Genomic DNA, 24,180 nt, shown 5'->3' on the forward strand with positions numbered 1-24,180 from the left:
TTCAGAACGTCGTGAGACAGTTCGGTCCCTATCCGTCGTGGGCGCAGGAAATTTGAGAGGAGCTGTCCTTAGTACGAGAGGACCGGGATGGACACACCGCTGGTGTACCAGTTGTTCTGCCAAGAGCATGGCTGGGTAGCTATGTGTGGAAGGGATAAGTGCTGAAAGCATCTAAGCATGAAGCCCCCCTCAAGATGAGATTTCCCATAGCGTTAAGCTAGTAAGACCCCTGAGAGACGATCAGGTTGATAGGTCAGAGGTGGAAGCGTGGTGACACGTGGAGCTGACTGATACTAATCGGTCGAGGACTTAACTAACAAGTTTGATAATGACATTATCTAGTTTTGAGGGTACGAAGTACAACTCAATCAATCAGGTGATTATTGCGAAGAGGTCACACCCGTTCCCATACCGAACACGGCAGTTAAGCTCTTCAGCGTCGATGGTAGTTGGGGGTTTCCCCCTGTGAGAGTAGAACGTCGCCTGGTAAAAAAAAACATCAGCTTATAGGCTGATGTTTTTTTTGCATTATGTAGTTAAAAACCGGTGAATTAAGTACGGAATTTTTTGTTCAGTTGTCGTTAAAAATTGATTGATTAGTGGATAATCATCAGTAGAATATGATTGTAGGAGTTCACACCACCAGTCCGTTTCATAACGACAAATCATACTTAAATTATATAGTAGTAAATAATGGTAAAGTATTTCAGGTAATAAAAATAGTGACTCTTTCTGAGATTTTAATAAGTAGTTTTGACTAAATAGATTAAAGTAAAATGGTGGTTTGTTTAAAAGTTTATCAGGAAAATTTGACTTAATTTTAATTTGCTTTTGATTCTGTTCAACAATTACAATATCTAATGTAGCTTGTTTAGAATGAAGAAATGAAATAAAACGTTCCGAAGTAAAATGATAGGATGATAAAATTTGCTCCGGTATTGTAATAAGATCATTTTCAATTGTAATTGGAATAAATGTGCTTCCATTTTTTGTGATTTTGAGGATTTTACTCAATTCAGGAATTGACTGAAGTAATTGAAGCATCGTAAATTTTTCGCCCTCTAAATTATTTATATTAAATAATACCTTTGAGGCATGTGTGAACAATCCATTTTTTTGAATTTTTACTTCGTCATCTGTAAAAGAATAACCTATTTTCTTTATTTTCCTTGAAGTTACACCATGGGCTAATATCGCTGTGGAACTAGGGTAATAAGGATCCACAGTCAGAATACAAGCTTTTAGTAATTGGACAAGTCCGTAAAATAATAAAGTCGGTTTTACGTTTATTTGTGAATGTTTAGCTGCATCGAAATAGCTTTTTCCATGTTCAAGATAATATAAAAATGGATAAGCATTATGAAATGCTTTTGTCTTTTGATCGGTAGATTTAGACCGTTCATATTTTGCCTGGAGATAGTTTTTTGAATACTGCGCAGAGCTAAAGTAACATAACTCATCCCATACATTATTATACGAATATAACATAAGATAGGGGCTCCTTATTAACTGAATATTTAAACATAATATGACTTCCTTGACAGTGTTTTCTCCTATTGTTAATCTACTAATAATATTTATACGTGTATAGGGGGGCTTTTTTATGTGGGAATCGAAATTCGTAAAAGAAGGACTTACTTTTGATGATGTTTTATTAGTTCCAGCGAAATCTGAAGTACTTCCAAATCAAGTTGACGTAAGTGTAAAATTAACGGAAAAAATTCAGTTAAATATTCCATTAATTAGTGCTGGTATGGACACAGTTACAGAAGCAGATATGGCTATTGCAATGGCTAGACAAGGTGGACTAGGCATAATACACAAGAATATGTCTATTGAAGAGCAAGCTGAACAAGTAGATAAAGTTAAGCGTTCTGAAAGTGGTGTAATTGATGATCCATTTTTCTTAACACCATCTCATAAGGTTGCAGATGCTGAATATTTAATGGGAAAATATCGTATTTCAGGTGTTCCTATTGTAGATGACACAGAAAATAGAAAATTAGTAGGTATTCTAACAAATCGTGATTTACGATTTATTCAAGACTTTTCAATTGTTATCTCAGATGTAATGACAAAAGAAAATCTTGTAACTGCTCCAGTTGGAACTACACTTGCAGAAGCAGAAAAAATTCTTCAAAAACATAAAATTGAAAAGCTACCCCTAGTTGATGAAGATGGTACTTTAAAAGGCCTAATTACAATTAAGGATATCGAAAAAGTAATCGAGTTTCCTAACTCTGCAAAAGACCACCAAGGTCGTTTACTTGTAGGTGCAGCTGTAGGTGTAACAAAGGATGCACTTCAACGAGTAGAACTTTTAGTAAAAGCTAATGTTGATGTAATCGTAATTGATACTGCTCATGGTCACTCTAAAGGTGTTATTGAAAAAGTACAAGAAATTAGAAAAAATTTCCCGGAATTAGCGATTATCGCTGGTAATGTAGCAACAGGTGAGGCAACGAAAGAACTTATTGAAGCTGGTGCTGATATTGTAAAAGTAGGTATTGGACCTGGTTCAATTTGTACTACACGTGTTGTAGCTGGTGTAGGTGTGCCACAATTAACGGCTGTATATGATTGTGCATCTGTAGCTAGAGAATATGGTGTTCCAATTATAGCTGACGGTGGTATTAAATATTCTGGTGATATCGTAAAAGCTCTTGCAGCTGGTGGACATGTAGTTATGTTAGGAAGCATGTTTGCTGGCGTACAAGAAAGCCCTGGTGAAACAGAAATCTACCAAGGTAGACAATTTAAAGTATATCGAGGAATGGGTTCTGTAGGAGCAATGGAAAGAGGTAGTAAAGATCGCTACTTCCAAGAGGGTAATAAGAAATTAGTTCCAGAAGGTATCGAAGGTCGTGTTCCATATAAAGGACCATTGGCTGATACAGTTCACCAACTAATCGGCGGAATTAGAGCTGGTATGGGATACTGTGGTACTGCAACATTAACGGAATTAAGAGATAACGCACAATTCATTCGTATGACTGGCGCTGGTTTACGCGAAAGTCATCCACATGATGTCCAAATTACAAAAGAATCACCAAATTATTCTCTATAATAATTAAAGCAATGAATCTTAGGCAATTACAAGAAATTGTAGTTGCCTATTTTTTGGGAAATAATTATGTTAAAATGAACAAGTTGACATTAAGTGTTGGAGGTAAGAAAGTGATTGGAAAGAACATACTAACCAAACTATTAGTAATAGCATTAGCAATAACGATTATCATCCCTGTAAACTTACGACCAGTAGCTGCAGAAGACGTTTTAGGTGTTCAAGCCAAAGCAGCAATTTTAGTCGATGCGAACTCAGGGAAAATATTATATGAGAAAAACTCTAAAGCTCCGCTACCTATAGCAAGTATGTCAAAAATGATGACAGAATATCTTGTTAATGAAGCGGTAAAAAAAGGCGAAATTTCTTGGGACGAAGAAGTTACGGTATCAGAATACGCTCATAAAATCTCGCAAAATACTGGTTTATCAAATGTACCACTTGAGTTAGGTGGAAAATATACTGTAAAAGAATTATATGAAGCAGCAGCAATTTATTCTGCAAATGGTGCGACAATTGCACTTGCAGAAAAAATTGGTGGATCTGAGAAAAATTTCGTTCAATTAATGAATAATAAAGCAAAACAACTAAATCTAGGCGAAGTTAAGTTTGTAAATGCAACTGGATTAGTAAATAAAGATTTACAAGGTATGCAACCAGAGGGCACATCGCTTACTGATGAAAATATCATGAGTGCGAATGGTGTTGCAAAATTAGCTTATAATCTTATTAAAACATACCCAGAAGTGCTTCAAACTTCTTCAATTCCAAAGAAAATATTCCAAGAAGGTAAGAAATATCCAGTAAAAATGGATAACTGGAACTGGATGTTACCAGGATTAGTATTTGCATACCAAGGTATGGATGGATTAAAAACAGGATCAACAGATTCAGCTGGCTTCTGTTTTACTGGTACTGCTGAAAGAGATGGTCAACGTTATATTACGGTTGTAATGGGCGCTAACTCATATAATTCAAGATTTAGTGAGACAGCTAAATTAATGGATTATGGTTTCAGTAATTTTGAAAAAGTAACTTTAGTTTCAAAAGGCCAAACTGTAAAAGGGAATAAAACAGTTAAAGTAATTAAGGGTAAAGATAAAGAAGTAAAAGTGATCGCGAAAGATGATGTTACATTAGCTGTAAAACGTGGAGAAGGTAAAAACTACAAAGCAGCTATTCAATTGTCTGGGAAATCAATTGATAAGAACGGAAATGTAATCGCTCCGATTAAAAAGGGTACTAAAGTTGGACAAATCGTAGTAAAATCTTCAAAAAATGATGATTTAGGGTTTATCAATTCGAATAATCAAGGAACTGACTTAGTAGTTGATAAGAGTGTTGATAAAGCTAATTGGTTAGTTCTAACATTTAGAGGAATTGGTTCGTTCTTTGGAAATTTATGGGATAGCATCGTTGGTGGAATCTCTGGATTATTTAAATAATCTTAAATAAAAATATCTGTAATTGTTAAGTTGACATTTTTTCAGTAAAATGTAAGTAAGGTAACTAAATATTGGGGAAGAGAAATATTCAAGTGTTACCAAGTAAGCTTTAATAATGGAGGGGCAAAACAATGAATTTAACAGGAACAGAACGTGTAAAACGCGGCATGGCAGAAATGCAAAAGGGCGGCGTAATTATGGACGTAGTAAATGCTGAGCAAGCTAAAATTGCTGAAGCTGCAGGTGCAGTAGCAGTAATGGCATTAGAAAAAGTACCATCTGATATTCGTGCAGCTGGTGGAGTAGCTCGTATGGCTGATACAAGTATTACTGAAGAAATTCTTAACGCAGTTAGTATTCCTGTAATGGCTAAAGCACGTATTGGACATATCGTTGAAGCTCGTGTTTTAGAAGCAATGGGAGTAGATTATATTGATGAGAGTGAGGTATTATCTCCAGCAGATGATATTTTCCACATTAATAAATCTGATTACACAGTTCCATTCGTTTGTGGTTGCCGTAACTTAGGTGAAGCACTTCGTCGTATTGGTGAAGGTGCATCAATGTTACGTACAAAAGGTGAGCCTGGTACAGGAAACATCGTAGAGGCTGTACGTCACTTACGCCAAATTAACGGAGAAATTCGTAAAGTAGTTGGTTTATCACGCGATGAGTTAATGGTTGAAGCTAAAAATCTTGGCGCTCCATTCGAATTATTACTTCAAATTAAAGAACTTGGTCGTTTACCTGTTGTTAACTTTGCAGCTGGTGGTGTAGCAACTCCTGCAGATGCAGCTTTAATGATGGAATTAGGCGCAGATGGTGTATTCGTAGGATCTGGTATCTTTAAATCAGAAAACCCTGAGAAATTTGCTCGTGCAATTGTACAAGCTACTACTCACTATCAAGATTATGAGTTAATCGCTAACCTTTCTAAGAACTTAGGTCCTGCTATGAAAGGTATCGACATGAGACAACTTGCTGCAGCTGATCGTATGCAAGATCGTAGCATTTAAGTTGGTGAAATTATGAAAATAGGTGTATTAGCGTTACAAGGGGCAGTTCAAGAACATATAAATGCTATTAAAGCATGTGGTGCTGAAGCTGTTATCGTAAAGCGTGTAGAACATTTAGATGGTCTTGATGGGATTGTATTACCTGGTGGAGAAAGTACTGCTATGCGTAAATTACTTGACCATGTAGGGTTATTACAGCCTTTAAAAGAGAAAATCGAAAATGGCTTACCAGCATTCGGTACTTGTGCAGGTATGATTTTACTTTCCAAAGAGATTGCAAATGATGATACTGTGCATTTAGGTGTAATGGATATGGTAGCTGAGCGTAATGCTTTCGGAAGACAGGTAGATAGTTTTGAAGTTAATATACCAATTAAAGGTGTATGTGAAGACTACCCTGCTGTTTTTATCAGAGCGCCATTCATTCAGTCAGTTTCTGGTGATGCAGAGGTGATTGCTGAGCATGATGGTAATATTGTAGCAGTTAGACAAAACCACATGTTAGCAGCGTCTTTTCACCCAGAATTAACGAATGATTATCGTATGATGGATTACTTTGTTGAAATAGTTAAGGAAAAAAATGCAAATTTAAGTATGTAACTATTGAAAAAAGTAAAAGCTTATAGTAAATTAAAATATAATTTAAATTGTCTAAAGCGATGAAAGAAAATAGTAACAAGTTCTAAATTTTTAGAGAGTCGGTGGTTGGTGCAAACCGATAATGAAGACTTGTGAATCCATTCTTGAGTGAGTTATGGAATGCTAAATTAGCTAGTAAATAACTCCGGTTTTATAGTCCGTTAACTATACTAAGGTGGAAGAATTAGTTATTAATTCTTCAATTAGGGTGGCAACGCGGGTAGCTCTCGTCCCTTTATAGGGATGAGGGCTTTTTTGTATTCTTTTTTAAATCTTTTAGACATTAGAAAAATAGGAGGAATTGAAATGTTAGACATTAAATTATTACGTAGTAATTTTGAAGATGTAAAAGCTAAGCTTCAGCTACGCGGTGGAGATATTAGCTATATCGAAAAATTTGAAGACTTAGATCTAAACAGAAGAGAATTACTTGTTCAAGTTGAAGGGTTAAAAAGCCGCCGTAATGAAGTTAGCCAAGAAATAAGTGTATTAAAGCGCGAGAAAAAAGACGCTGATGCTTTAATTCTTGAGATGAGAGAAGTTGGCGATAAAATTAAAGAGCTTGATGAGGAAATAAGAGTATTAGAAGAGCAATTAGATGCAATTCTGTATACTATTCCAAACTTAGTTAATGATTCTGTACCAGTTGGACTTACAGAAGAAGATAATGTTGAAATTCGTAGAATCGGTGAAGTTCGTCAATTCGACTTTGAACCAAAAGCGCATTGGGATTTAGGTGTTGATTTAGACATCTTAGATTTCGAAAGAGGAGCTAAAGTTACTGGTAGCCGCTTTACGTTTTATAAAGGATTAGGAGCTAGACTAGAGCGTGCTCTTATTAGCTTTATGTTAGATCTTCACACTGAGGAACATGGATACACAGAAATGCTTCCACCAAACCTTGTTAATCGTGCTAGCATGACTGGTACAGGACAATTACCAAAGTTTGAAGAAGACGCATTTCGTGTAGAAAAAGAAGATTTCTTCTTAGTACCAACTGCTGAAGTACCAGTTACAAACTATCATCGTGATGAAATTCTTGATGCTGCTCAATTACCTATTGCTTATACTGCATATAGTGCTTGTTTCCGTTCTGAAGCTGGTTCTGCAGGGCGTGATACAAGAGGTTTAATTCGTCAGCACCAGTTTAATAAAGTTGAACTAGTACGTTTTGTAAAGCCTGAGGATTCTTATATTGAGTTAGAAAAATTAACAACTCACGCTGAAAAAGTTCTTCAATTATTAGGGTTACCTTACCGTGTAATTACTTTATGTGCTGGTGATATTGGATTTACTTCAGCAAAAACATATGATATCGAAGTTTGGTTACCGAGCTATGATGCTTACAAAGAAATTTCTTCTTGTAGTAATTTTGAAGCGTTCCAAGCTAGACGCGCAAATATTCGTTTCCGACGTGAACCTAAAGGTAAACCAGAATTTCTTCATACATTAAATGGTTCTGGTCTTGCAATTGGACGTACGGTTTCTGCAATTTTAGAAAACTACCAACAAGCAGATGGTTCAGTTGTTATTCCGGAAGTTCTTCGTCCATATATGGGTGGAAAAGAAGTCATTAAATAATTTATAAAATCTATTGGAATATTAATATTTAATGAGTGATAAATTGTTTCAAATTAAGAAATGGGGCAGAAAAAATACTTTTGTATTCTCTGTCCCATTTTTTGATCTTATGGATAAATACGGTATAAAAAAGCCATACTATATAGGTGAAGAAAGAGGAAATAGTTATTTCAAAAAAAATATAAATTTTTTTTGAAAAATGCTTGACCATATTTTTACTGCATGTTATTATAAATCTTGTCAATACGGAGTAATACCCAAGTCTGGCTGAAGGGATCGGTCTTGAAAACCGACAGGGGTGTAACAGCCCGCGGGGGTTCGAATCCCTCTTACTCCTCCATTTTTATTTAAAATAATATTTACGGATTTTAATTAATTTAAATCCAAATTATCGCGGGGTGGAGCAGTCTGGTAGCTCGTCGGGCTCATAACCCGAAGGTCGCAGGTTCAAATCCTGTCCCCGCAACCAAATGGTCCCGTGGTGTAGCGGTTAACATGCCTGCCTGTCACGCAGGAGATCGCCGGTTCGATCCCGGTCGGGACCGCCATTTAAGATGGCTCGGTAGCTCAGTCGGTAGAGCAGAGGACTGAAAATCCTCGTGTCGGCGGTTCGATTCCGTCCCGAGCCACCATCTTAAATAAATAGTATTAGGCCGACTTAGCTCAATTGGTAGAGCAACTGACTTGTAATCAGTAGGTTGGGGGTTCAAGTCCTCTAGTCGGCACCATCATGGCGGTCGTGGCGAAGTGGTTAACGCATCGGATTGTGGTTCCGACACTCGTGGGTTCGATTCCCATCGGTCGCCCCATATTATGCGGGTGTAGTTTAATGGTAAAATAGAAGCCTTCCAAGCTTCGGTCGTGGGTTCGATTCCCATCACCCGCTTTTAATATAATTTAATGGGCCTATAGCTCAGCTGGTTAGAGCGCACGCCTGATAAGCGTGAGGTCGATGGTTCGAGTCCATTTAGGCCCACCATTATATTATTTAAAATGATTATTCCGCAGTAGCTCAGTGGTAGAGCACTCGGCTGTTAACCGAGTGGTCGTAGGTTCGAACCCTACCTGCGGAGCCATAATTATAGAGAAGTACCCAAGTGGCTCAAGGGGCGCCCCTGCTAAGGGTGTAGATCGGGTAACCGGTGCGAGGGTTCGAATCCCTTCTTCTCTGCCATATTTTTTTTTGGCCCGTTGGTCAAGTGGTTAAGACACCGCCCTTTCACGGCGGTAACACGGGTTCGAATCCCGTACGGGTCATATCTAAAGCTCAGTTATTTGTGATAACACAGGTAACTGAGTTTTTTTATTTGTCTAGGGAATAATCTTTCCTATATCCTCTAGTTTCATGCAAATCCTAAAAGCCTTCTTATAACTTTACTCTTACTTGTTCGAACGCTTGCCTTTCGATTCTCCTGTCCTTAAAATAGCAATAAAGCACATGAATACAATTTGGAATGAAATATAAAATTAGATAGCAAGAATATGAAAGCAGAGGTATTACCTTAGTGCTAAAATGTGAATAGCTAAAGTTGAGGTGATAGAGTGTACAGTTTAAACGATCGTGTTATGTGGAACGCAGTTAAAGTTTGTGATCATAACTTTGATGGAGTCTTTATCTATGCTGTAAAGTCTACAAGGATTTGTTGTAAACCCTCTTGTAAATCAAAAACACCGTTAAAAGAAAATATATCTTTTTATCCTACGGTCTCTTTGGCGATAAACGATGGTTACCGCCCTTGTAAAAGATGCCGTCCTGAGCTATTACTTTCCAATGAGGATGAAATAATTTCGATAGCAAATCAATTCATTGAAAAGGAATATAGAAGTAATTTAACATTAGACAGATTAGCTCATGAGGTAGGTGTAAGTAAATTTCATTTGCAAAGATTATATAAAAAAGCCACTGGGCTATCACCATTAGAATACGCTACTAATTTAAAATTAAAAGAGGCAGCAAAGCTACTTCTCACAACTAATCAATCAATAACAGAAATTGCTTACCATCTTGGATTTAAGAGCTCAGCGCATTTTTCAAGCTTGTTTCGTCAACATTTAAATTCAACTCCATCAGCATACAGAAAAGGAGAAAGCGTATGAAGTTGAAAGAAGGGATTGCTTTATTTGGACTAGCAGCCTTATGGGGAGCTTCTTTCTTGTTTATTCGAATCGCATCACCAGTATTTGGACCTTTTCTAACAATTCAGGGAAGGGTCACAATTGCGACTGCTGCATTACTCCTGTATCTTATCTTCACTAAACAGTCATTACAATTTAATAAGAGATGGAAGCAGTATTTAATAATAGGAGCATTAAACGCAGCTATTCCATTTACATTAATAGCAACAGCAGCATTATATTTAACTGCATCTATGTCATCTATTCTCAATTCTTTAACACCTCTTTTTACAGCACTAGTTTTATGGGGATGGACAAAAGAAAGACTAATTTTGAGAAAGTGGTTAGGAATCTTTGTAGGAGTGTTAGGAGTCATTCTATTAGTAGGATGGAGTTCAATACCAATTACTTTTGAAACTAAAATAGCAATTGGCCTCGCGGTTTTATCAACTATTTCATATGGCTTTGCAGGTGTGTATGCTAAAAAAGTATTTGTTGGTGTCTCCCCACTTTCACTTGCCACTGGACAGCAAATTGGTGCAACAGTCATTCTTTTACCATTTACATTATTTAATTTGCCACCGTCTACAAATAAAATATCCAGTATTTCAATCTTTGCAGTTGTAGGGCTAGCAATATTTTGTACGGCAATTGCATATCTTTTATATTTTTATTTAATAGAAAGCGTTGGTCCAACTAAAACATTAAGTGTTACATTTTTAATTCCTGTTTTTGGGATATTATGGGGAGTGCTAATCTTACATGAACAGATAACTTTAGGAATGTTATTTGGTTTTGTAGTGATATTAGGAAGTGTATTCCTTATATCAGATCTTCATATTCGAGGAATAACATCGAGCAAGCGAATGCAACTTTAACTGGTAACTTATAAGATTAACTGAGAGGACCTTCTTTTATGAGAGGTCCTTTTTAATATGTAGACAATGCAAATAAAGTGAACAAATTTTAAACTTATTTCCACATTCATCATCGATTTTCTATTAATGCTAAAATACTTTTTTAAATTTTTTAGAAAATTGGTCGCTGTCTTAATCCGACAATCTTCTACAATTCTTAATAAAGTTCAAGTTTATATGCGTTAAAAGTGAAAAATATGAATGAAATTTTATACTAAATCAGAAAATTGCAAATTATCATAAGGAATCTCAAGGTGATATTGTATATTTATTCGTAATTATTCATTCGACAAATTCGACATTTTTACGACAAACGTAATAATGACAACGGTTTCATGAATAGTGATTCATTTGGTAAAAAATGTTTTTGAATTTTTTTTGCATAAATACAAGGTAAAAATATATATTTGTAGAATATTAAGACATAGAAGAATTTCATAGATTGTAATGAGGTGAGGATGTTGCTTTTGACACGACCAACTGAGTTTGATGTGCATTTATTTCATGAAGGAAGTTTATATCACAGCTATGAATGCTTTGGTGCACATATTGTAAAAAAAGGAAATAAAGTTGGAACGACTTTTACATTGTGGGCTCCACATGCGAAGGGTGTCTCGGTTGTTGGGGACTTTAATAAGTGGAATGGTTCTAAACATAAAATGGAGAAGTTGAATGATGAAGGAATATGGACGCTTACGATTCCTGAAATCGGTCATGGGACGATTTATAAATATGAGATTTTAACAAAAAGTGATGAAGTTTTATTAAAAAGTGATCCTTATGCATTTTATAGTGAGATTCGACCGAATACTGCTTCAGTTGTTTACGATCTCTCGGGTTATAAATGGAAAGATTCCAAATACCGTAAGCAGAAATTTAAAAAATCAGTTTATGAAGAGCCGGTTTTAATCTATGAAGTACATTTAGGATCTTGGAAAAAGAAAGAAAATGGAGACTTTTATACATACGCTGAACTTGCTTCGGAGTTAATTCCGTATGTTAAAGAGCATGGTTTTACCCATATTGAAATACTACCTTTAGTAGAGCATCCGTATGATCGTTCTTGGGGATATCAGGGTGTAGGATACTTTTCGGCTACTAGTCGATACGGCAACCCACATGAATTAATGAACTTTATCGATGAGTGTCATCAAAATAGCATAGGTGTCATTATGGATTGGGTACCAGGTCATTTTTGTAAGGATTCACATGGTTTATACATGTTTGATGGAGAACCAACATATGAATATGAAGGTTATGATGAAAGAGAAAATGAAGTATGGGGAACTGCAAATTTTGATTTATCAAAACCAGAGGTAAAATCATTTCTTATTTCAAATGCATTATTTTGGTTAGATTACTTTCATATTGATGGATTCAGAGTAGATGCTGTTGCAAATATTCTTTATTGGAAAAATAAAAATGAAGAAAATCCTTACGCAACTTCATTTTTAAGAAAATTAAATGAGGTTGTATTCGAGCATGATTCACAAGTATTAATGATAGCAGAAGATTCTACAGACTGGCCATTAGTTACTGCGCCTACTTACGAAGGTGGATTAGGCTTCAATTTTAAGTGGAATATGGGTTGGATGAACGATGTTTTGACATATATGGAGACATACCCAACTGAAAGGAAGCATCATCATAATCGGATGACTTTCTCGTTTTTATATGCCTTCTCGGAAAATTTTGTTTTGCCTTTTTCGCATGATGAGGTAGTTCATGGCAAAAAGTCTTTACTCAACAAAATGCCAGGTTCGTATGAAGAAAAGTTCGCTCAATTAAGAGCCTTATATGGGTATTATTTATCTCACCCTGGAAAGAAGCTTTTGTTTATGGGCAGTGAATTTGGGCAATTTGATGAATGGAAGGATTTAGAGCAAGTTGATTGGATGATTAAAGATTATGAATATCATGCAAAGATGAACGAGTACGTAAAAGAATTATTATCGATTTACAAAAAAAATAAATCACTTTATGAAGTTGATAACCATTGGGATGGATTCTCTTGGATTGATGCAAATAATGCTGAACAAAGTGTATTTTCTTTTATCCGTAAAGGTAAAAACAAGGATGATTATGTAATCGTAATCTGTAATTTCAGAGAGATTTCATATGATACATATCGAATTGGAGTACCTGCTAAGCACCGATATAAGGAATTGCTTTCTAGCGAATATGTACAATTTGGTGGAGATCGTAAAATAAATCGTTCTGTTATTGAGGCAGAAGAAAAACCATTCCACGGTTTACCATATAGCATTCAAATCGCACTACCTGCTTTTAGTTTCACAATTATTCGTCCAGTAAAAATGCGAAAGGGGATTAGCAGCAATGGTTCAGAAAAAATGCGTAGCAATGTTACTAGCAGGGGGAAAAGGGAGTAGATTAAGTTCTCTTACTAAGGAGCTAGCAAAGCCAGCAGTAGCTTTTGGAGGTAAATATCGCATCATCGATTTTACATTAAGTAATTGTACAAATTCAGGTATTGATACTGTCGGAGTTCTAACTCAATATCAGCCACTTGTATTAAATTCATATATTGGAATTGGAAGTGCGTGGGATTTAGACAGATTAAATGGAGGAGTTACAGTTTTACCGCCATATTCTGAAGCATCAGGTGTTAAATGGTATACAGGAACAGCAAGTGCGATTTATCAAAATTTAAATTATATAAAGCAATATCATCCTGAATATGTGTTAATTCTTTCAGGAGATCATATATACAAAATGGACTATAGCAAGATGCTAGAGTATCACATTGAAAAAGAAGCAGATGTATCGATTTCGGTCATTGAGGTTCCAATCGAAGAAGCTAATCGTTTTGGCATTATGAATACAAATGATGAAATGGACATTATAGAATTTGAAGAAAAGCCTCAATATCCGAAGAGTAATCTAGCGTCAATGGGGATTTATATTTTCAAATGGAATGTATTAAAAGAATTTTTAGAGATGGATGATCGAAACCCAGAATCAAGTAATGATTTTGGAAAAGATGTTATTCCACTTTTATTAGAAGAAAAGAAAAAAATAGTAGCATATCCATTCCAAGGTTATTGGAAAGATGTAGGAACTGTTAAAAGTCTATGGGAAGCAAATATGGATTTGTTAAACGAAGAAAGTGAATTAAATATCTATGACCGCGATTGGCGAATTTACTCAGTTAATCCAAATCAACCACCACAATACATTGCTCCAACGGCAATCGTTGAAGATTCACTTATTAATGAAGGGTGTGTCGTTGAAGGCTATGTTTCACATTCTGTGTTATTCCAAGGGGTTACAATTGGAGAAGGTAGTATGATTAAGGATTCTGTTGTAATGCCAGGTTGCGTAATTGGAAAAGATGTTCGAATAGAAAATGCAGTAGTGGCTCCTGGGATGGTTATTGCCGATGGAAGTTTATTGCGTCCTGAGAAGGAGTATGAAGAAGTAATTTTAATTACGAACGAAGAATAAGAGGTGGCTCATTCCTCAAATAGAAAAATAGATTGAGAGGGAAATTTAATGAAACATACAATGCTAGGAATAATTGAGGCGTCTACACATTTTGAATCTTTAAAACCGTTAACACAGCATCGACCACTTGCTACGCTTCCTTACGCTGGTCGTTACCGTTTAATCGATTTTATGTTAAGTAATATGGTAAACTCAGGCATTACAAGTGTTGCTGTATTTCCTGATCAACCTTACCGTTCAATTATTGATCATTTAGGCTCCGGTAAACATTGGGACTTAAATCGTAAAAAGGATGGATTATTTATTTTTACTCCAGAGCCAAATGATGGAGCTTTTGGGACATTTGATTTCATTGAAAAGCATATCCAATTTTTACAACGTTCTACTCAAAAGTATGTAGTTGTAGCTAATACTTATACGATTTGTTCTGTTGATTTTAGACCAATTTTAAAGAGACATATCGAAACGAATGCTCAAATTACTGAATTAAAACAATTTGGTAAGTCTCTAAACATATATATCCTAGAAAAGGATTTATTGTTAAAGTTATTTGAAAACTTCCATGAAAAAGGTTATGAAACAATTATGGACGTTGTACGTGATCAAAATAATGAGGTCGATTTAAGCGGGTATGAAATTCCTCAGCAAGTTGCAATCATTCAAACGATCGAGGATTATTTCGAGCAAAGTATGAAATTATTAAATCCTGAAACGTGGAATCAATTATTCTTAAAATCTTATCCGGTTTTTACAAAAGTAAAAGATGAGCCACCTACTAAATACTCTAAAGAAGCAATCGTTAAAAATTCTATTGTAGCGAATGGTTGTGTAATAGAAGGTACAGTAGAAAACAGTATTATCTCAAGAGCAGTGAAAATTGGAAAAAATACAATTATTCGCAATTGTATTGTTATGCAAAAATCAAACATTGGAGATAACTGTATATTAGATGGAGTTATCTTAGATAAAGATGTACGTATTGAAGATGGTGTTGAAATAAAAGGGAGCTTAAGTGAGCCAGTAGTGCTTCAAAAAGGTTCAGTTCAAGGAGCGTTGATTCAGTGGTAAATGTTTTATATATTGTTTCAGAATGCGTACCGTTTGTTAAATCAGGAGGGCTTGCAGATGTTGCAGGCGCTCTTCCTAAATATTTGAATAAGTTAAACATGAATGTAAGAGTCATGCTTCCATTTTACTCATTAATCCCTGCTAAATATCGAGAAGAAGCCAAGCTAGTAAAAGAACTTTCTATAAATCTAGGATGGAGAAAACAGTATTGTGGATTATATGAATTGAATGTTGAAGGGACAACTTATTATTTTATTGATAACGAATACTATTTTAACCGCGATAAATTGTATGGTCATTTCGATGACGGAGAGCGTTATGCATTTTTTTCTTTAGCGGCAATTGAATGTATTCGTGAATTAGATTTTATTCCAGATGTCATTCACTGCCATGATTGGCACACTGCAATGATCCCATTCTTCATGAAAGAGTATGATGCCTTAAAAGACATTAATCCAGATATGAAATCTGTTTTTACAATCCATAATTTACAATTCCAAGGCGTTTTTTCAAAGGTAGTAATGGATGATATTTTGGGGATTGATGAACAATATTTCCGCGATGATTACTTGAAGTTTTATGATTGCATCAACTTTATGAAAGCTGGAATTATTTCTAGTGATATCGTAACAACTGTAAGTCCAACATATAAAGAAGAAATTAAGCATGAGTTTTTTGGAGAGCAATTAGATGGGCTTTTACGTGAGCATAATCACAAACTTTTCGGAATTGTAAACGGGATCGATGAAACAATTTATAATCCGTCTACTGATCGGAAAATCCATTCTAACTATGATGAATTTACAATTGAAAACAAACTAGAAAACAAATTAAAGTTACAAGAGTCATTGGCTTTAAAAATGGATGAAACAATTCCAGTTATTGCGATGGTTTCTCGTTTAACAAGTCAAAAAGGGATCGACCTCATTCAACATGTATTTCCTCAAATGATGGATCATGACGTCCAAGTTGTCATTTTAGGTACAGGTGACGAAGAGTTTGAAAACTTCTTCAAAGCAATGGAACATAATTACTATGAAAAAGTAAGAGCATATATTGGTTTTGATGAAAGTTTTGCCCATCAGATTTATGCAGGTGCTGATTTATTCTTAATGCCTTCATTATTCGAACCATGTGGTTTAGGTCAACTTATCGCAATGAAGTACGGTTGCGTCCCAATCGTAAGGGAAACTGGGGGGCTAAACGATACTGTCCAATCATATAATGAAGAGACGCATAGTGGAAACGGATTTACGTTTAAAAACTATAATGCTCACGATATGCTTCATACGATTGAACGTGGTTTGAGCATTTATGAGAACAAAAAGCAATGGAAAGCAGTTAGAAAAAATGCAATTAGTAGAGATTCAAGCTGGCTAAAATCTGCGAAAGAATATGCAAAATTATATATGCAATCATCGAAGTAAAAACTTTAAGGGCGAGGTGATTCCATGTTTTCTAGTGTGGAGGAATTTGAGTGGTGTTTTAAAGAAAAACTAGAAAGTATGCATGGAAAGAATATTGCAGAAAGCACTACTCAAGAGCAGTTTCAAACACTTGGAACAATGATTCGTGAACATATAAGCGGTAATTGGTTGGGAACGAGTGAACAGTATCGTTTAGAACGTAAAAAACAAGTTTATTATTTATCGATAGAGTTTTTATTAGGCAAACTCTTGAAAAGCAATCTAATTCATCTAGGACTTAGAGAGTTATGTGAATCTGGCCTAGAAAAATTAGGGATTTCTTTAAGTGATCTCGAAGAATTTGAAAGTGATGCAGGACTAGGAAATGGTGGTCTTGGTCGATTGGCTTCCTGTTTTCTTGATTCTTTAGCGTCACAGGATTTACCTGGTCATGGATGTGGTATTCGCTACAAACATGGCCTCTTCGACCAAAAAATTGTGGATGGGTATCAAGTAGAATTGCCTGAACAATGGTTGAAATACGGAAATGTATGGGAAGTTAGAAGAGATGATCAAGCAATCGAAGTTTTGTTTGGTGGGGAAGTAGAAGCATTTAATAATAAAAATAGATTAGAGTTTAGAATTCATGGAGCTGAAGCAATTACAGCGGTACCATACGATCTACCGATTATTGGGTATCATACAAATACTGTCAATACACTAAGATTATGGAGTGCTGAGGCATCTTCCCATTCATCCAATAAATCACTAATGAAATATAAAAGAGAAGCAGAAGCAGTTTCAGAATTTTTATATCCTGATGATACGCATGATGAAGGGAAAATACTACGTCTAAAACAACAATATTTTTTAGTCTCAGCGAGTATTCAAAGAATAGTAGATTCATATAAAGAACAATATGGAAATATTCGCAAGCTACACGAGGAAATTGCGATCCATGTAAATGACACTCATCCTGTCTTAGCAATCCCAGAATTAATGAGGATATTAATTGACGTTGAAAAGCTATCGTGGGAAGAAGCTTGGGAAATTACAACACAAACAATTTCTTATACAAATCATACTACATTATCAGAAGCTCTAGAAAAATGGCGAGTGGATTTGTTTAAGCCTTTATTACCAAGGATTTATATGATTGTTGAAGAAATAAATGAAAGATATTGTAATGAACTTTGGCAAAGATATCCTGGTGATTGGAATCGAATAGAGCAAATGGCAATTATTGCTCATGGAGTCGTTAAAATGGCCCACCTTGCCATTGTAGGGAGTAAAAGCGTTAACGGTGTAGCTGAAATTCATACTGAAATATTAAAACAAAGAGAAATGAAGCTTTTTTATGAGTATGAGCCATATAAGTTTAATAATAAAACGAATGGGATAACTCATAGAAGATGGTTACTCCAATGTAATCCAGAGCTTAGTAGCTTATTAAATGAATCAATTGGTGACGGGTGGATCCATGAGCCAACTCAGCTTGAAAATCTATTAAAGTATCAAAAGGATGAAGCCTTTTTAACGAAATTTATGGACGTAAAGAAAAAAAGAAAAGAAGTACTCGAAAATTACGTTCACTATACAAATGGCATTGCCCTAGATACAGATTCTATATTTGATATTCAAGTAAAAAGGATGCATGCGTATAAGAGACAATTATTAAATGTTTTACATATCATGTATCTTTATAATCGCTTAAAGGAAGATTCGCATTTCAAAATGCATCCTAGAACCTTCATTTTTGGAGCGAAAGCATCACCAGGTTATTATTTTGCTAAAAAAATCATAAAATTAATTCATTCGGTGGCTGATGTTGTGAATCATGATTCCTATATTAGTCAATATATTAAAGTGATTTTTATTGAAAACTATCGGGTTTCATTAGGGGAAATCATTTTTCCAGCAGCGGATGTAAGTGAACAGATTTCAACTGCAAGTAAAGAAGCATCAGGTACTGGAAATATGAAGTTTATGATGAATGGTGCATTAACAATTGGAACGTTGGATGGAGCAAATATTGAAATTTTAAGAGAAGTTGGCGAGGAGAATATTTTTACATTCGGTCTGACTGCTGATGAAGTATTAAATTACTATCAGCATGGTGGATATAAAAGTAGTGATTATTACCATCATGATCAGCGAATAAAAAAAGTATTAGATCAATTACTGCATGGTTTATTTCCATTGCCTAGAGAAGAATTTGAACCAATTTTTGACTCGCTTATGTCGTATAATGATGAGTATTTCTTACTTAGAGACTTCTCATCATATGTAAAAGCACATGAATGTATTAATTCTACTTATCAAAATAAAAAAGACTGGGCATTAAAAAGTCTGCACAATGTCGCGAAATCAGGATTTTTCACGAGTGATCGAACAATCCGTCAATATGCAACAGATATTTGGAATATACATCAAAGAACTTTACATCACTCTTAACCTCCTTGTAGCAATAGGGAGGTTTTTCACTTAATCGTAAGATAAGAGAAAGGAGAGATAGATTGAAATTCCTTTCAGTTGACTATGATAAGGCATTAGATTTATTACTGTGTTGCGAACAGGCATATGTACAATTTGATAATGATGGTAAATTTATGATTCCAGCAACTTATTCATTAGTAGATACAATCAAAGCATGCGCAATTGTTGAGCAAGAATGGTTTGGTTATATCATTGAAAATGAAGATTCTTTGATCATCGTATTTAGAGGGACAAAATCAGATTTAGATTGGTTAGCTGATTTAAAAATTGATCAAGATTTATTTCCATTTGTGATGGATGGCGGGAGTGTACATTCAGGTTTCCTATCAATTTATCAATCTTGTAGAGAAATGCTATTAGCAATCGTAAAAGAGAAGGCCCTATCCAAAAAAATATTCATAACCGGGCATAGTTTAGGTGGTTCATTAGCTACGTTATTAGGATATGAGTTAGCGATGACAGGAATTTGCAATCCAAATGTTTATACCTTTGGCTCTCCGAAAGTTGGTAATATAAAGTTTAAAGAAAAATATGATGAATTTGTTCGTCATAGTATGAGATTTGTTAATTTATATGATATCGTTCCATTAAGCCCACCTTTTAAAGTAGAAGTGAAGCCTTTGAACATTTTCCTAGAGTATGTTCAAGTAAAACATGGAATCACTTTTTCACTTAATAAAGGAACCATTGCAAAAAGTCATCATTTATCGGCATATATTGAGGGAGTAAAAGAGATGAAGGAGAAGTATGATTATACGCCTACATTTACTTATAAACTTCGTGAAGATGAGTCGGTTGAAGAAATAATTTAATGACAAAAAAACTAGTCACATATTATGACTAGTTTTTTTGTGTAGAAAATCCTGTAAATCAGATTTTCAGGATGATTTAAAATGCTTGTCTTTCTAGTCTTGGAGTTATTTTTGCTAGTAAAGAACACCGTTCAGTAGATAAAGCAATAAAGAAAGCGAGCTTTAGGCTTGCAGTCTTTTGAAAAATTAATCGTTGCCATCTAAAAGATTACCAAGGCCACCAAGTATGCTTCCTTCTTCTCTAGAAGAAGTAGGTAAATATTGACCAATTCGTGAAGCTAATCTTGCTAATGTTAATGATTGAACCCAAATTGTCCCAGGACCTTGAAGAGTTGCGAAGAATAGGCCTTCTCCTCCAAATAGCGCAGTTTTTACATTTCCAACATATTCAATTTCGTAATGCACATCACCAGTGAAAGCAACAATACAGCCAGTATCAATTTTGATTTTTTCTCCAGGTTGAAGTGTTTTTTGATAAATTGAACCACCAGCATGCAGGAAAGCAAGACCATCACCCTCGATTTTTTGCATGATGAAACCTTCTCCACCAAATAGACCAGTGCTTAATTTTTTTCTAAATTCGATTCCAACTGAAACACCTTTTGCTGCTGCTAAAAATGCATCTTTTTGACAAATAACTTTGTTCCCATATTCATTTAAATCTAGCGGAATAATCGTTCCAGGATATGGTGCGGAGAAGCTTACTGATTTTAATGAGTTGGATTTGTTCGTAAAACTAGTCATAAACAAGCTTTCGCCAGTAACAAGTCGCTTTCCAGCACCTACTAATTTTCCAAATAATCCACCAGACTGTGAAGAGCCATCTCCGAAAATTGTTTCAAGTTCGATGCCATCATCCATCATCATCATTGCGCCTGCTTCTGCTACAACGGTTTCCTTTGGATCAAGCTCAACTTGTACAAATTGCATATCCTGTCCATGAATTTTATATGTAACTTCATGTGAATTTCTCATTTACATTCCTCCCAATAATCTAACTATACAAATATTGTAATACGAAAATCTAGTTTTTTAAGTATAAAAAATTAGATAAATTATTACAGAATCCTCATTTATTATGACTAAGTAAGACCAAAATAAACCATTTTTAAAGGAAAATAATGCTTTAAAATGTATAAAAGATAAATAGTATGAATAATATAAAAAATTCTTTCAATTGCCCTTTAGTGTCATTGACGCACTTTTTCTTATATGATATATTTAAATTACTATTAACTGCATATTTATTTGAAGGTAAGAAATTAACGATACATTTGCTCTACAAAATGATTAGAAACGCTCATTTTTCTTTGTCTTGAAAAGAAGTTTTGACCACTTTCAATGTTGTAGCAATCTTAACTGATTGGACAATGACGTTCTTTTTCTTTATCCTCTTTTATGCACGCTTTAATAGTGTATATATGTATTTTGAGGAGGTATTATCGATGGAATTCGGTAAAGTTAAATGGTTTAACAGCGAAAAAGGTTTTGGATTTATCCAAACTGAAGGTGGAAACGACGTATTCGTACACTTCTCTGCAATTCAAGGCGAAGGCTTCAAAACATTAGAAGAAGGTCAAGATGTTGAATTCGAAATCATCGAAGGTAACCGTGGACCACAAGCTGCTAACGTAAACAAAAAATAATTTTTGTTATGTTCAAGGCATCCTTTTATAGGATGCCTTTTTATTTTAAACTACTAAACTATAAATTTAATACGTAAATCGTATAATTTAAATAAGTTGCAAAAATTGACCAAATTGTATAGGGGATTAGTAAAAGGGAAGATACTTTTGAATGTCTATAAGCAATCAATACCAAAATGATTGCAGTAACTGCTACGAATCCACAATCAATTGTAGCCAATCGTAAATCCTGTTGCTTGAATTCGAAGTAAATAAATAACTGATTAAATAAATAGTTAATGCTAAATACAATATAAAACCATTTTACCTTTTTAAAGGGTTCTTCTTTCGAAACAATTACGCAAACGCTTAAAGAAATGAAAGAGTATAAAAATGCGCATATCATACCGATCGTTTTTTCTGATGGCGTATAGTTTGGTTTAACTAAATTACTATACCAATCTTGATTTATAGGAAATAATAATGAAGCAATAAAAAATAAACAATATAATAAGAAAAATAATACAATTAATTTTTTATTCATAAAACCTCCTTAAATTAAATAGTCTTGTATCAGTATATGTTTATAATTTAAGAATATAAAAAAACGACCACATAATTATGGTCGTTTTTGAACGCTGTAAAAAAAATTTGCTAAATAATTACCAAATTTTCGTAAAGGAAGTTGAGTGATGTTAATTTAAACTATCGCTTTCCATTGAGCAAAACCTAAGCCTACTTAGTACTTTTCGATGTCTTTTACATCAATTTCGGATAATTCTCCGTTTAGAGCTTGTTCTTCGTAGTCATCAAGATCTTGTTCATATTGTTCGTGCTTTTTTGTTGGATAAACCGTACGATTTTTACCGTGTATATCTGTACCAATAAAGTTTTCAAATTCCTCAACATACCCTACGTTTTCGTAACTTTCCGTATATGTGTCTTCATATTCCTCGATATTGTTAAATTCAAAATCAGAAGGTGTTTGAGAGCTACCATATCGTTCAACATCTTGCAAAGAATCTTCAGGGTCATACATCATAGAGCGATCTTTTGGATCTCTACTAAATGGTGGATTTAAAATTTCTTCTTCAATTGGACGATCATATTCCCTATTTGAACTAGAGATGTGTTGATCATGTGTATGTTCTATCATTGCTTTTGCTGTTGGAAGGGCTTCTAGTCGTTCAAGTGGTATTTCCTCGCCACTTATTTCGCAAATACCATAAGTTCCATTTTCAATTTTTTGTAAAGCGATATTTACATCCGTTAGTTCGTTTCTTAAATGCTCATGAAGTGAAATATCTTTTTCTCGTTCATATAATTCAGTACCTAAGTCACCAGGATGATTATCTGCAAGTGAAAGTTCATCGACAGAATCTCTTAATGAATATGGAGTAAAAGCTGGGTCATTTAATCTTTCTTCTATATGCTCTTTTTGTTTAAGTAGTTCGTTTTTAAATGTTTGAATTTGTGATTGTGAAAGCATCATGCTCCCCCTTTTCAATAAAATATGGCTAATCCTATTTTGTTCAAAAAGGGGGAAAACATGAATTAAGTTTTTTGAGGAATTGAAAGGTCATATTTAGGAAAAAATATTTCCAATTATTAAGCCTATAACAAGAAGGAATCCCATTATAGTATTTGTTTTTGCTGTTGCTACCATGGCTGGCATCATTTCCATTGGTTGTGTTTTGCCAATAAATCCTTTAGTTGCTTTTATTGCTAAAGGAATACTTACTAAAGAGATAAGTGCAAATGGAGTAATTAAATTCGTCATAACAAAAGCAACAATTAAAGCATAAGCAACTGCGAACATTGAACCAATAAAAATAATTGAATTCTTTTTACCTAATAAGATAACAAGCGTTTTTCGTCCATTTTCCTTGTCGTTATCTAGGTCTCGAATATTATTTGCAGTTAAAATTGCACCAATCGTAATTGATGTTGGTAATGAAAGTAAAATCACCTTTGTTGGGACACTTCCAGCTTGGATATAGTATGTGATTCCAATAATTACAACACCCATAAAAAATCCTGCAACTAATTCACCAAATGGAGTATATGCAATTGGAAAAGGTCCTCCAGTATAAAAATAAGCAGCTGCCATACAAATAATTCCGATTACAGCAATCCACCAGCTACTTTGAATACAAATATAAATACCTAAAAGGATTGAAATACCAAAAAATGTAAAAGCAAGATTTAATACTGTTGAAGGTTTAATACCATCCCTTACGATTGCTCCACCGATACCAACTGAACCTTCATGATCTAAACCTCTTTTATAATCATAATACTCATTAATCATATTTGCAGCGGCTTGTATCAGTAAACTTGCTATTAGCATTGCAAGAAATAATAGTAAATGAAATGAATCATCCATATGAGCTAAAATAGTACCAATTGCAACAGGAATGAATGCTGCGGTTAATGTATGTGGTCGTAACAAATTCCACCAAGTTCGAAAACCTGTTGAGGAAGTTGGTGACTGAGTAGATGGTTGCATGTTTACATCCTCCTTAATAATA

The 24,180-nt window shown here is 34.6% G+C and carries 19 protein-coding genes, 11 tRNA genes, 2 rRNA genes and 1 other annotated feature; of the genes, 27 read left to right on the forward strand and 5 right to left on the reverse strand.

The genetic code is table 11. From position 1 onward, the window contains the following. Positions 1-317: ribosomal RNA gene (locus tag B7R67_RS00005) — 23S ribosomal RNA — on the forward strand; the annotation flags it as partial. 55 nt (positions 318-372) lie between these two features. Continuing rightward, positions 373-488 (forward strand): 5S ribosomal RNA (rrf, locus tag B7R67_RS00010). Between the two features lie 40 nt (positions 489-528). Here the strand turns inward: rrf and B7R67_RS00015 are convergent. After that, positions 529-1,488, reverse strand: coding sequence for a YaaC family protein (locus tag B7R67_RS00015; protein ID WP_088066379.1), 960 nt, complete (start codon positions 1,486-1,488; stop codon positions 529-531). Between the two features lie 115 nt (positions 1,489-1,603). Here B7R67_RS00015 and guaB point away from each other — a divergent pair, with 115 nt between their 5' ends. The 24 genes from guaB to B7R67_RS00135 all read left to right on the forward strand — a co-directional run bounded on the left by guaB (position 1,604) and on the right by B7R67_RS00135 (position 20,024). After that, the gene (gene guaB / locus B7R67_RS00020; protein ID WP_088066380.1) at positions 1,604-3,067 is read left to right on the forward strand and encodes an IMP dehydrogenase; all 1,464 of its coding nucleotides are present in this window, start codon (positions 1,604-1,606) and stop codon (positions 3,065-3,067) included. Between the two features lie 74 nt (positions 3,068-3,141). Further along, on the forward strand, positions 3,142-4,509 hold the full coding sequence (locus B7R67_RS00025; RefSeq protein WP_088066382.1) for a D-alanyl-D-alanine carboxypeptidase family protein: 1,368 nt from the start codon (positions 3,142-3,144) through the stop codon (positions 4,507-4,509). A 131-nt stretch (positions 4,510-4,640) separates the two neighbouring features. Continuing rightward, positions 4,641-5,525: a pyridoxal 5'-phosphate synthase lyase subunit PdxS gene (pdxS, locus tag B7R67_RS00030; RefSeq protein WP_056471238.1), complete on the forward strand. Its 885-nt coding sequence runs from the start codon at positions 4,641-4,643 to the stop codon at positions 5,523-5,525. Between the two features lie 9 nt (positions 5,526-5,534). After that, complete coding sequence (gene pdxT / locus B7R67_RS00035) at positions 5,535-6,125, forward strand: pyridoxal 5'-phosphate synthase glutaminase subunit PdxT (protein WP_088066384.1); 591 nt, start codon at positions 5,535-5,537, stop codon at positions 6,123-6,125. 50 nt (positions 6,126-6,175) lie between these two features. Next, positions 6,176-6,402 (forward strand) — a binding site (T-box leader). Positions 6,403-6,470: 68 nt separating this feature from the next. After that, entirely contained in the window at positions 6,471-7,745 is a 1,275-nt protein-coding gene (serS, locus tag B7R67_RS00040; protein ID WP_088066386.1) for a serine--tRNA ligase, read from the forward strand. 247 nt (positions 7,746-7,992) lie between these two features. After that, positions 7,993-8,085: transfer RNA gene (locus B7R67_RS00045), tRNA-Ser, on the forward strand. 52 nt (positions 8,086-8,137) lie between these two features. Continuing rightward, a tRNA-Met gene (locus B7R67_RS00050) sits at positions 8,138-8,214 on the forward strand. A gap of 3 nt (positions 8,215-8,217) precedes the next feature. After that, positions 8,218-8,293: transfer RNA gene (locus tag B7R67_RS00055), tRNA-Asp, on the forward strand. 8 nt (positions 8,294-8,301) lie between these two features. After that, positions 8,302-8,377: transfer RNA gene (locus B7R67_RS00060), tRNA-Phe, on the forward strand. Between the two features lie 20 nt (positions 8,378-8,397). Next, positions 8,398-8,473: transfer RNA gene (locus B7R67_RS00065), tRNA-Thr, on the forward strand. A 5-nt stretch (positions 8,474-8,478) separates the two neighbouring features. Beyond that, positions 8,479-8,554 (forward strand) — tRNA-His (locus tag B7R67_RS00070). A 6-nt stretch (positions 8,555-8,560) separates the two neighbouring features. Further along, positions 8,561-8,631: transfer RNA gene (locus tag B7R67_RS00075), tRNA-Gly, on the forward strand. A 16-nt stretch (positions 8,632-8,647) separates the two neighbouring features. Continuing rightward, positions 8,648-8,724 (forward strand) — tRNA-Ile (locus B7R67_RS00080). Positions 8,725-8,746: 22 nt separating this feature from the next. Further along, positions 8,747-8,821, forward strand: a tRNA-Asn gene (locus tag B7R67_RS00085). Between the two features lie 7 nt (positions 8,822-8,828). Beyond that, a tRNA-Ser gene (locus B7R67_RS00090) sits at positions 8,829-8,919 on the forward strand. Between the two features lie 11 nt (positions 8,920-8,930). Continuing rightward, positions 8,931-9,002, forward strand: a tRNA-Glu gene (locus B7R67_RS00095). Positions 9,003-9,287: 285 nt separating this feature from the next. After that, a complete protein-coding gene (locus tag B7R67_RS00100) occupies positions 9,288-9,842 on the forward strand; it encodes a bifunctional transcriptional activator/DNA repair enzyme AdaA (protein ID WP_088066387.1) in 555 nt (184 codons plus the stop codon). After that, a complete protein-coding gene (locus tag B7R67_RS00105; protein WP_088066390.1) occupies positions 9,839-10,738 on the forward strand; it encodes a DMT family transporter in 900 nt (299 codons plus the stop codon). The genes B7R67_RS00100 and B7R67_RS00105 overlap by 4 nt, the downstream gene beginning before the upstream one ends. Before the next feature lie 497 nt (positions 10,739-11,235). Continuing rightward, entirely contained in the window at positions 11,236-13,167 is a 1,932-nt protein-coding gene (gene glgB, locus B7R67_RS00110) for a 1,4-alpha-glucan branching protein GlgB (protein ID WP_142289497.1), read from the forward strand. Next, positions 13,115-14,242, forward strand: coding sequence for a glucose-1-phosphate adenylyltransferase (locus B7R67_RS00115; RefSeq protein ID WP_088066392.1), 1,128 nt, complete (start codon positions 13,115-13,117; stop codon positions 14,240-14,242). The genes glgB and B7R67_RS00115 overlap by 53 nt, the downstream gene beginning before the upstream one ends. Positions 14,243-14,290: 48 nt before the next feature. Beyond that, a complete protein-coding gene (locus tag B7R67_RS00120) occupies positions 14,291-15,310 on the forward strand; it encodes a GlgC family sugar phosphate nucleotidyltransferase (RefSeq protein ID WP_088066394.1) in 1,020 nt (339 codons plus the stop codon). Beyond that, positions 15,304-16,737 carry a glycogen synthase GlgA gene (glgA, locus tag B7R67_RS00125; protein WP_088066396.1) on the forward strand — a complete coding sequence of 478 codons (1,434 nt, stop codon included), beginning with the start codon at positions 15,304-15,306 and terminating at the stop codon, positions 16,735-16,737. The genes B7R67_RS00120 and glgA overlap by 7 nt, the downstream gene beginning before the upstream one ends. Before the next feature lie 24 nt (positions 16,738-16,761). Then, positions 16,762-19,170: a glycogen/starch/alpha-glucan phosphorylase gene (locus tag B7R67_RS00130; RefSeq protein ID WP_088066398.1), complete on the forward strand. Its 2,409-nt coding sequence runs from the start codon at positions 16,762-16,764 to the stop codon at positions 19,168-19,170. Between the two features lie 62 nt (positions 19,171-19,232). Beyond that, a complete protein-coding gene (locus B7R67_RS00135; protein WP_088066400.1) occupies positions 19,233-20,024 on the forward strand; it encodes a lipase family protein in 792 nt (263 codons plus the stop codon). A 186-nt stretch (positions 20,025-20,210) separates the two neighbouring features. On the opposite strand, the gene B7R67_RS00140 is transcribed toward B7R67_RS00135, so the two are convergent. Then, the gene (locus B7R67_RS00140) at positions 20,211-20,999 is read right to left on the reverse strand and encodes a TIGR00266 family protein (protein WP_088066402.1); all 789 of its coding nucleotides are present in this window, start codon (positions 20,997-20,999) and stop codon (positions 20,211-20,213) included. Between the two features lie 470 nt (positions 21,000-21,469). Here B7R67_RS00140 and B7R67_RS00145 point away from each other — a divergent pair, with 470 nt between their 5' ends. Beyond that, complete coding sequence (locus B7R67_RS00145; protein ID WP_088066404.1) at positions 21,470-21,670, forward strand: cold-shock protein; 201 nt, start codon at positions 21,470-21,472, stop codon at positions 21,668-21,670. Positions 21,671-21,728: 58 nt separating this feature from the next. Here B7R67_RS00145 and B7R67_RS00150 read toward each other — a convergent pair whose 3' ends face one another. The 3 genes from B7R67_RS00150 to B7R67_RS00160 all read right to left on the reverse strand — a co-directional run bounded on the left by B7R67_RS00150 (position 21,729) and on the right by B7R67_RS00160 (position 24,158). After that, positions 21,729-22,193: a TspO/MBR family protein gene (locus B7R67_RS00150; RefSeq protein ID WP_088066406.1), complete on the reverse strand. Its 465-nt coding sequence runs from the start codon at positions 22,191-22,193 to the stop codon at positions 21,729-21,731. A gap of 195 nt (positions 22,194-22,388) precedes the next feature. Continuing rightward, on the reverse strand, positions 22,389-23,138 hold the full coding sequence (locus B7R67_RS00155) for a TraR/DksA C4-type zinc finger protein (RefSeq protein ID WP_088066408.1): 750 nt from the start codon (positions 23,136-23,138) through the stop codon (positions 22,389-22,391). Positions 23,139-23,234: 96 nt separating this feature from the next. Then, positions 23,235-24,158 carry a 1,4-dihydroxy-2-naphthoate polyprenyltransferase gene (locus tag B7R67_RS00160; protein WP_088066410.1) on the reverse strand — a complete coding sequence of 308 codons (924 nt, stop codon included), beginning with the start codon at positions 24,156-24,158 and terminating at the stop codon, positions 23,235-23,237. Positions 24,159-24,180 lie beyond the last annotated feature (22 nt).

It is taken from the genome of Gottfriedia luciferensis (genome assembly GCF_002156865.1).
Classification (GTDB): Bacteria; Bacillota; Bacilli; order Bacillales; family Bacillaceae_G; genus Gottfriedia; species Gottfriedia luciferensis.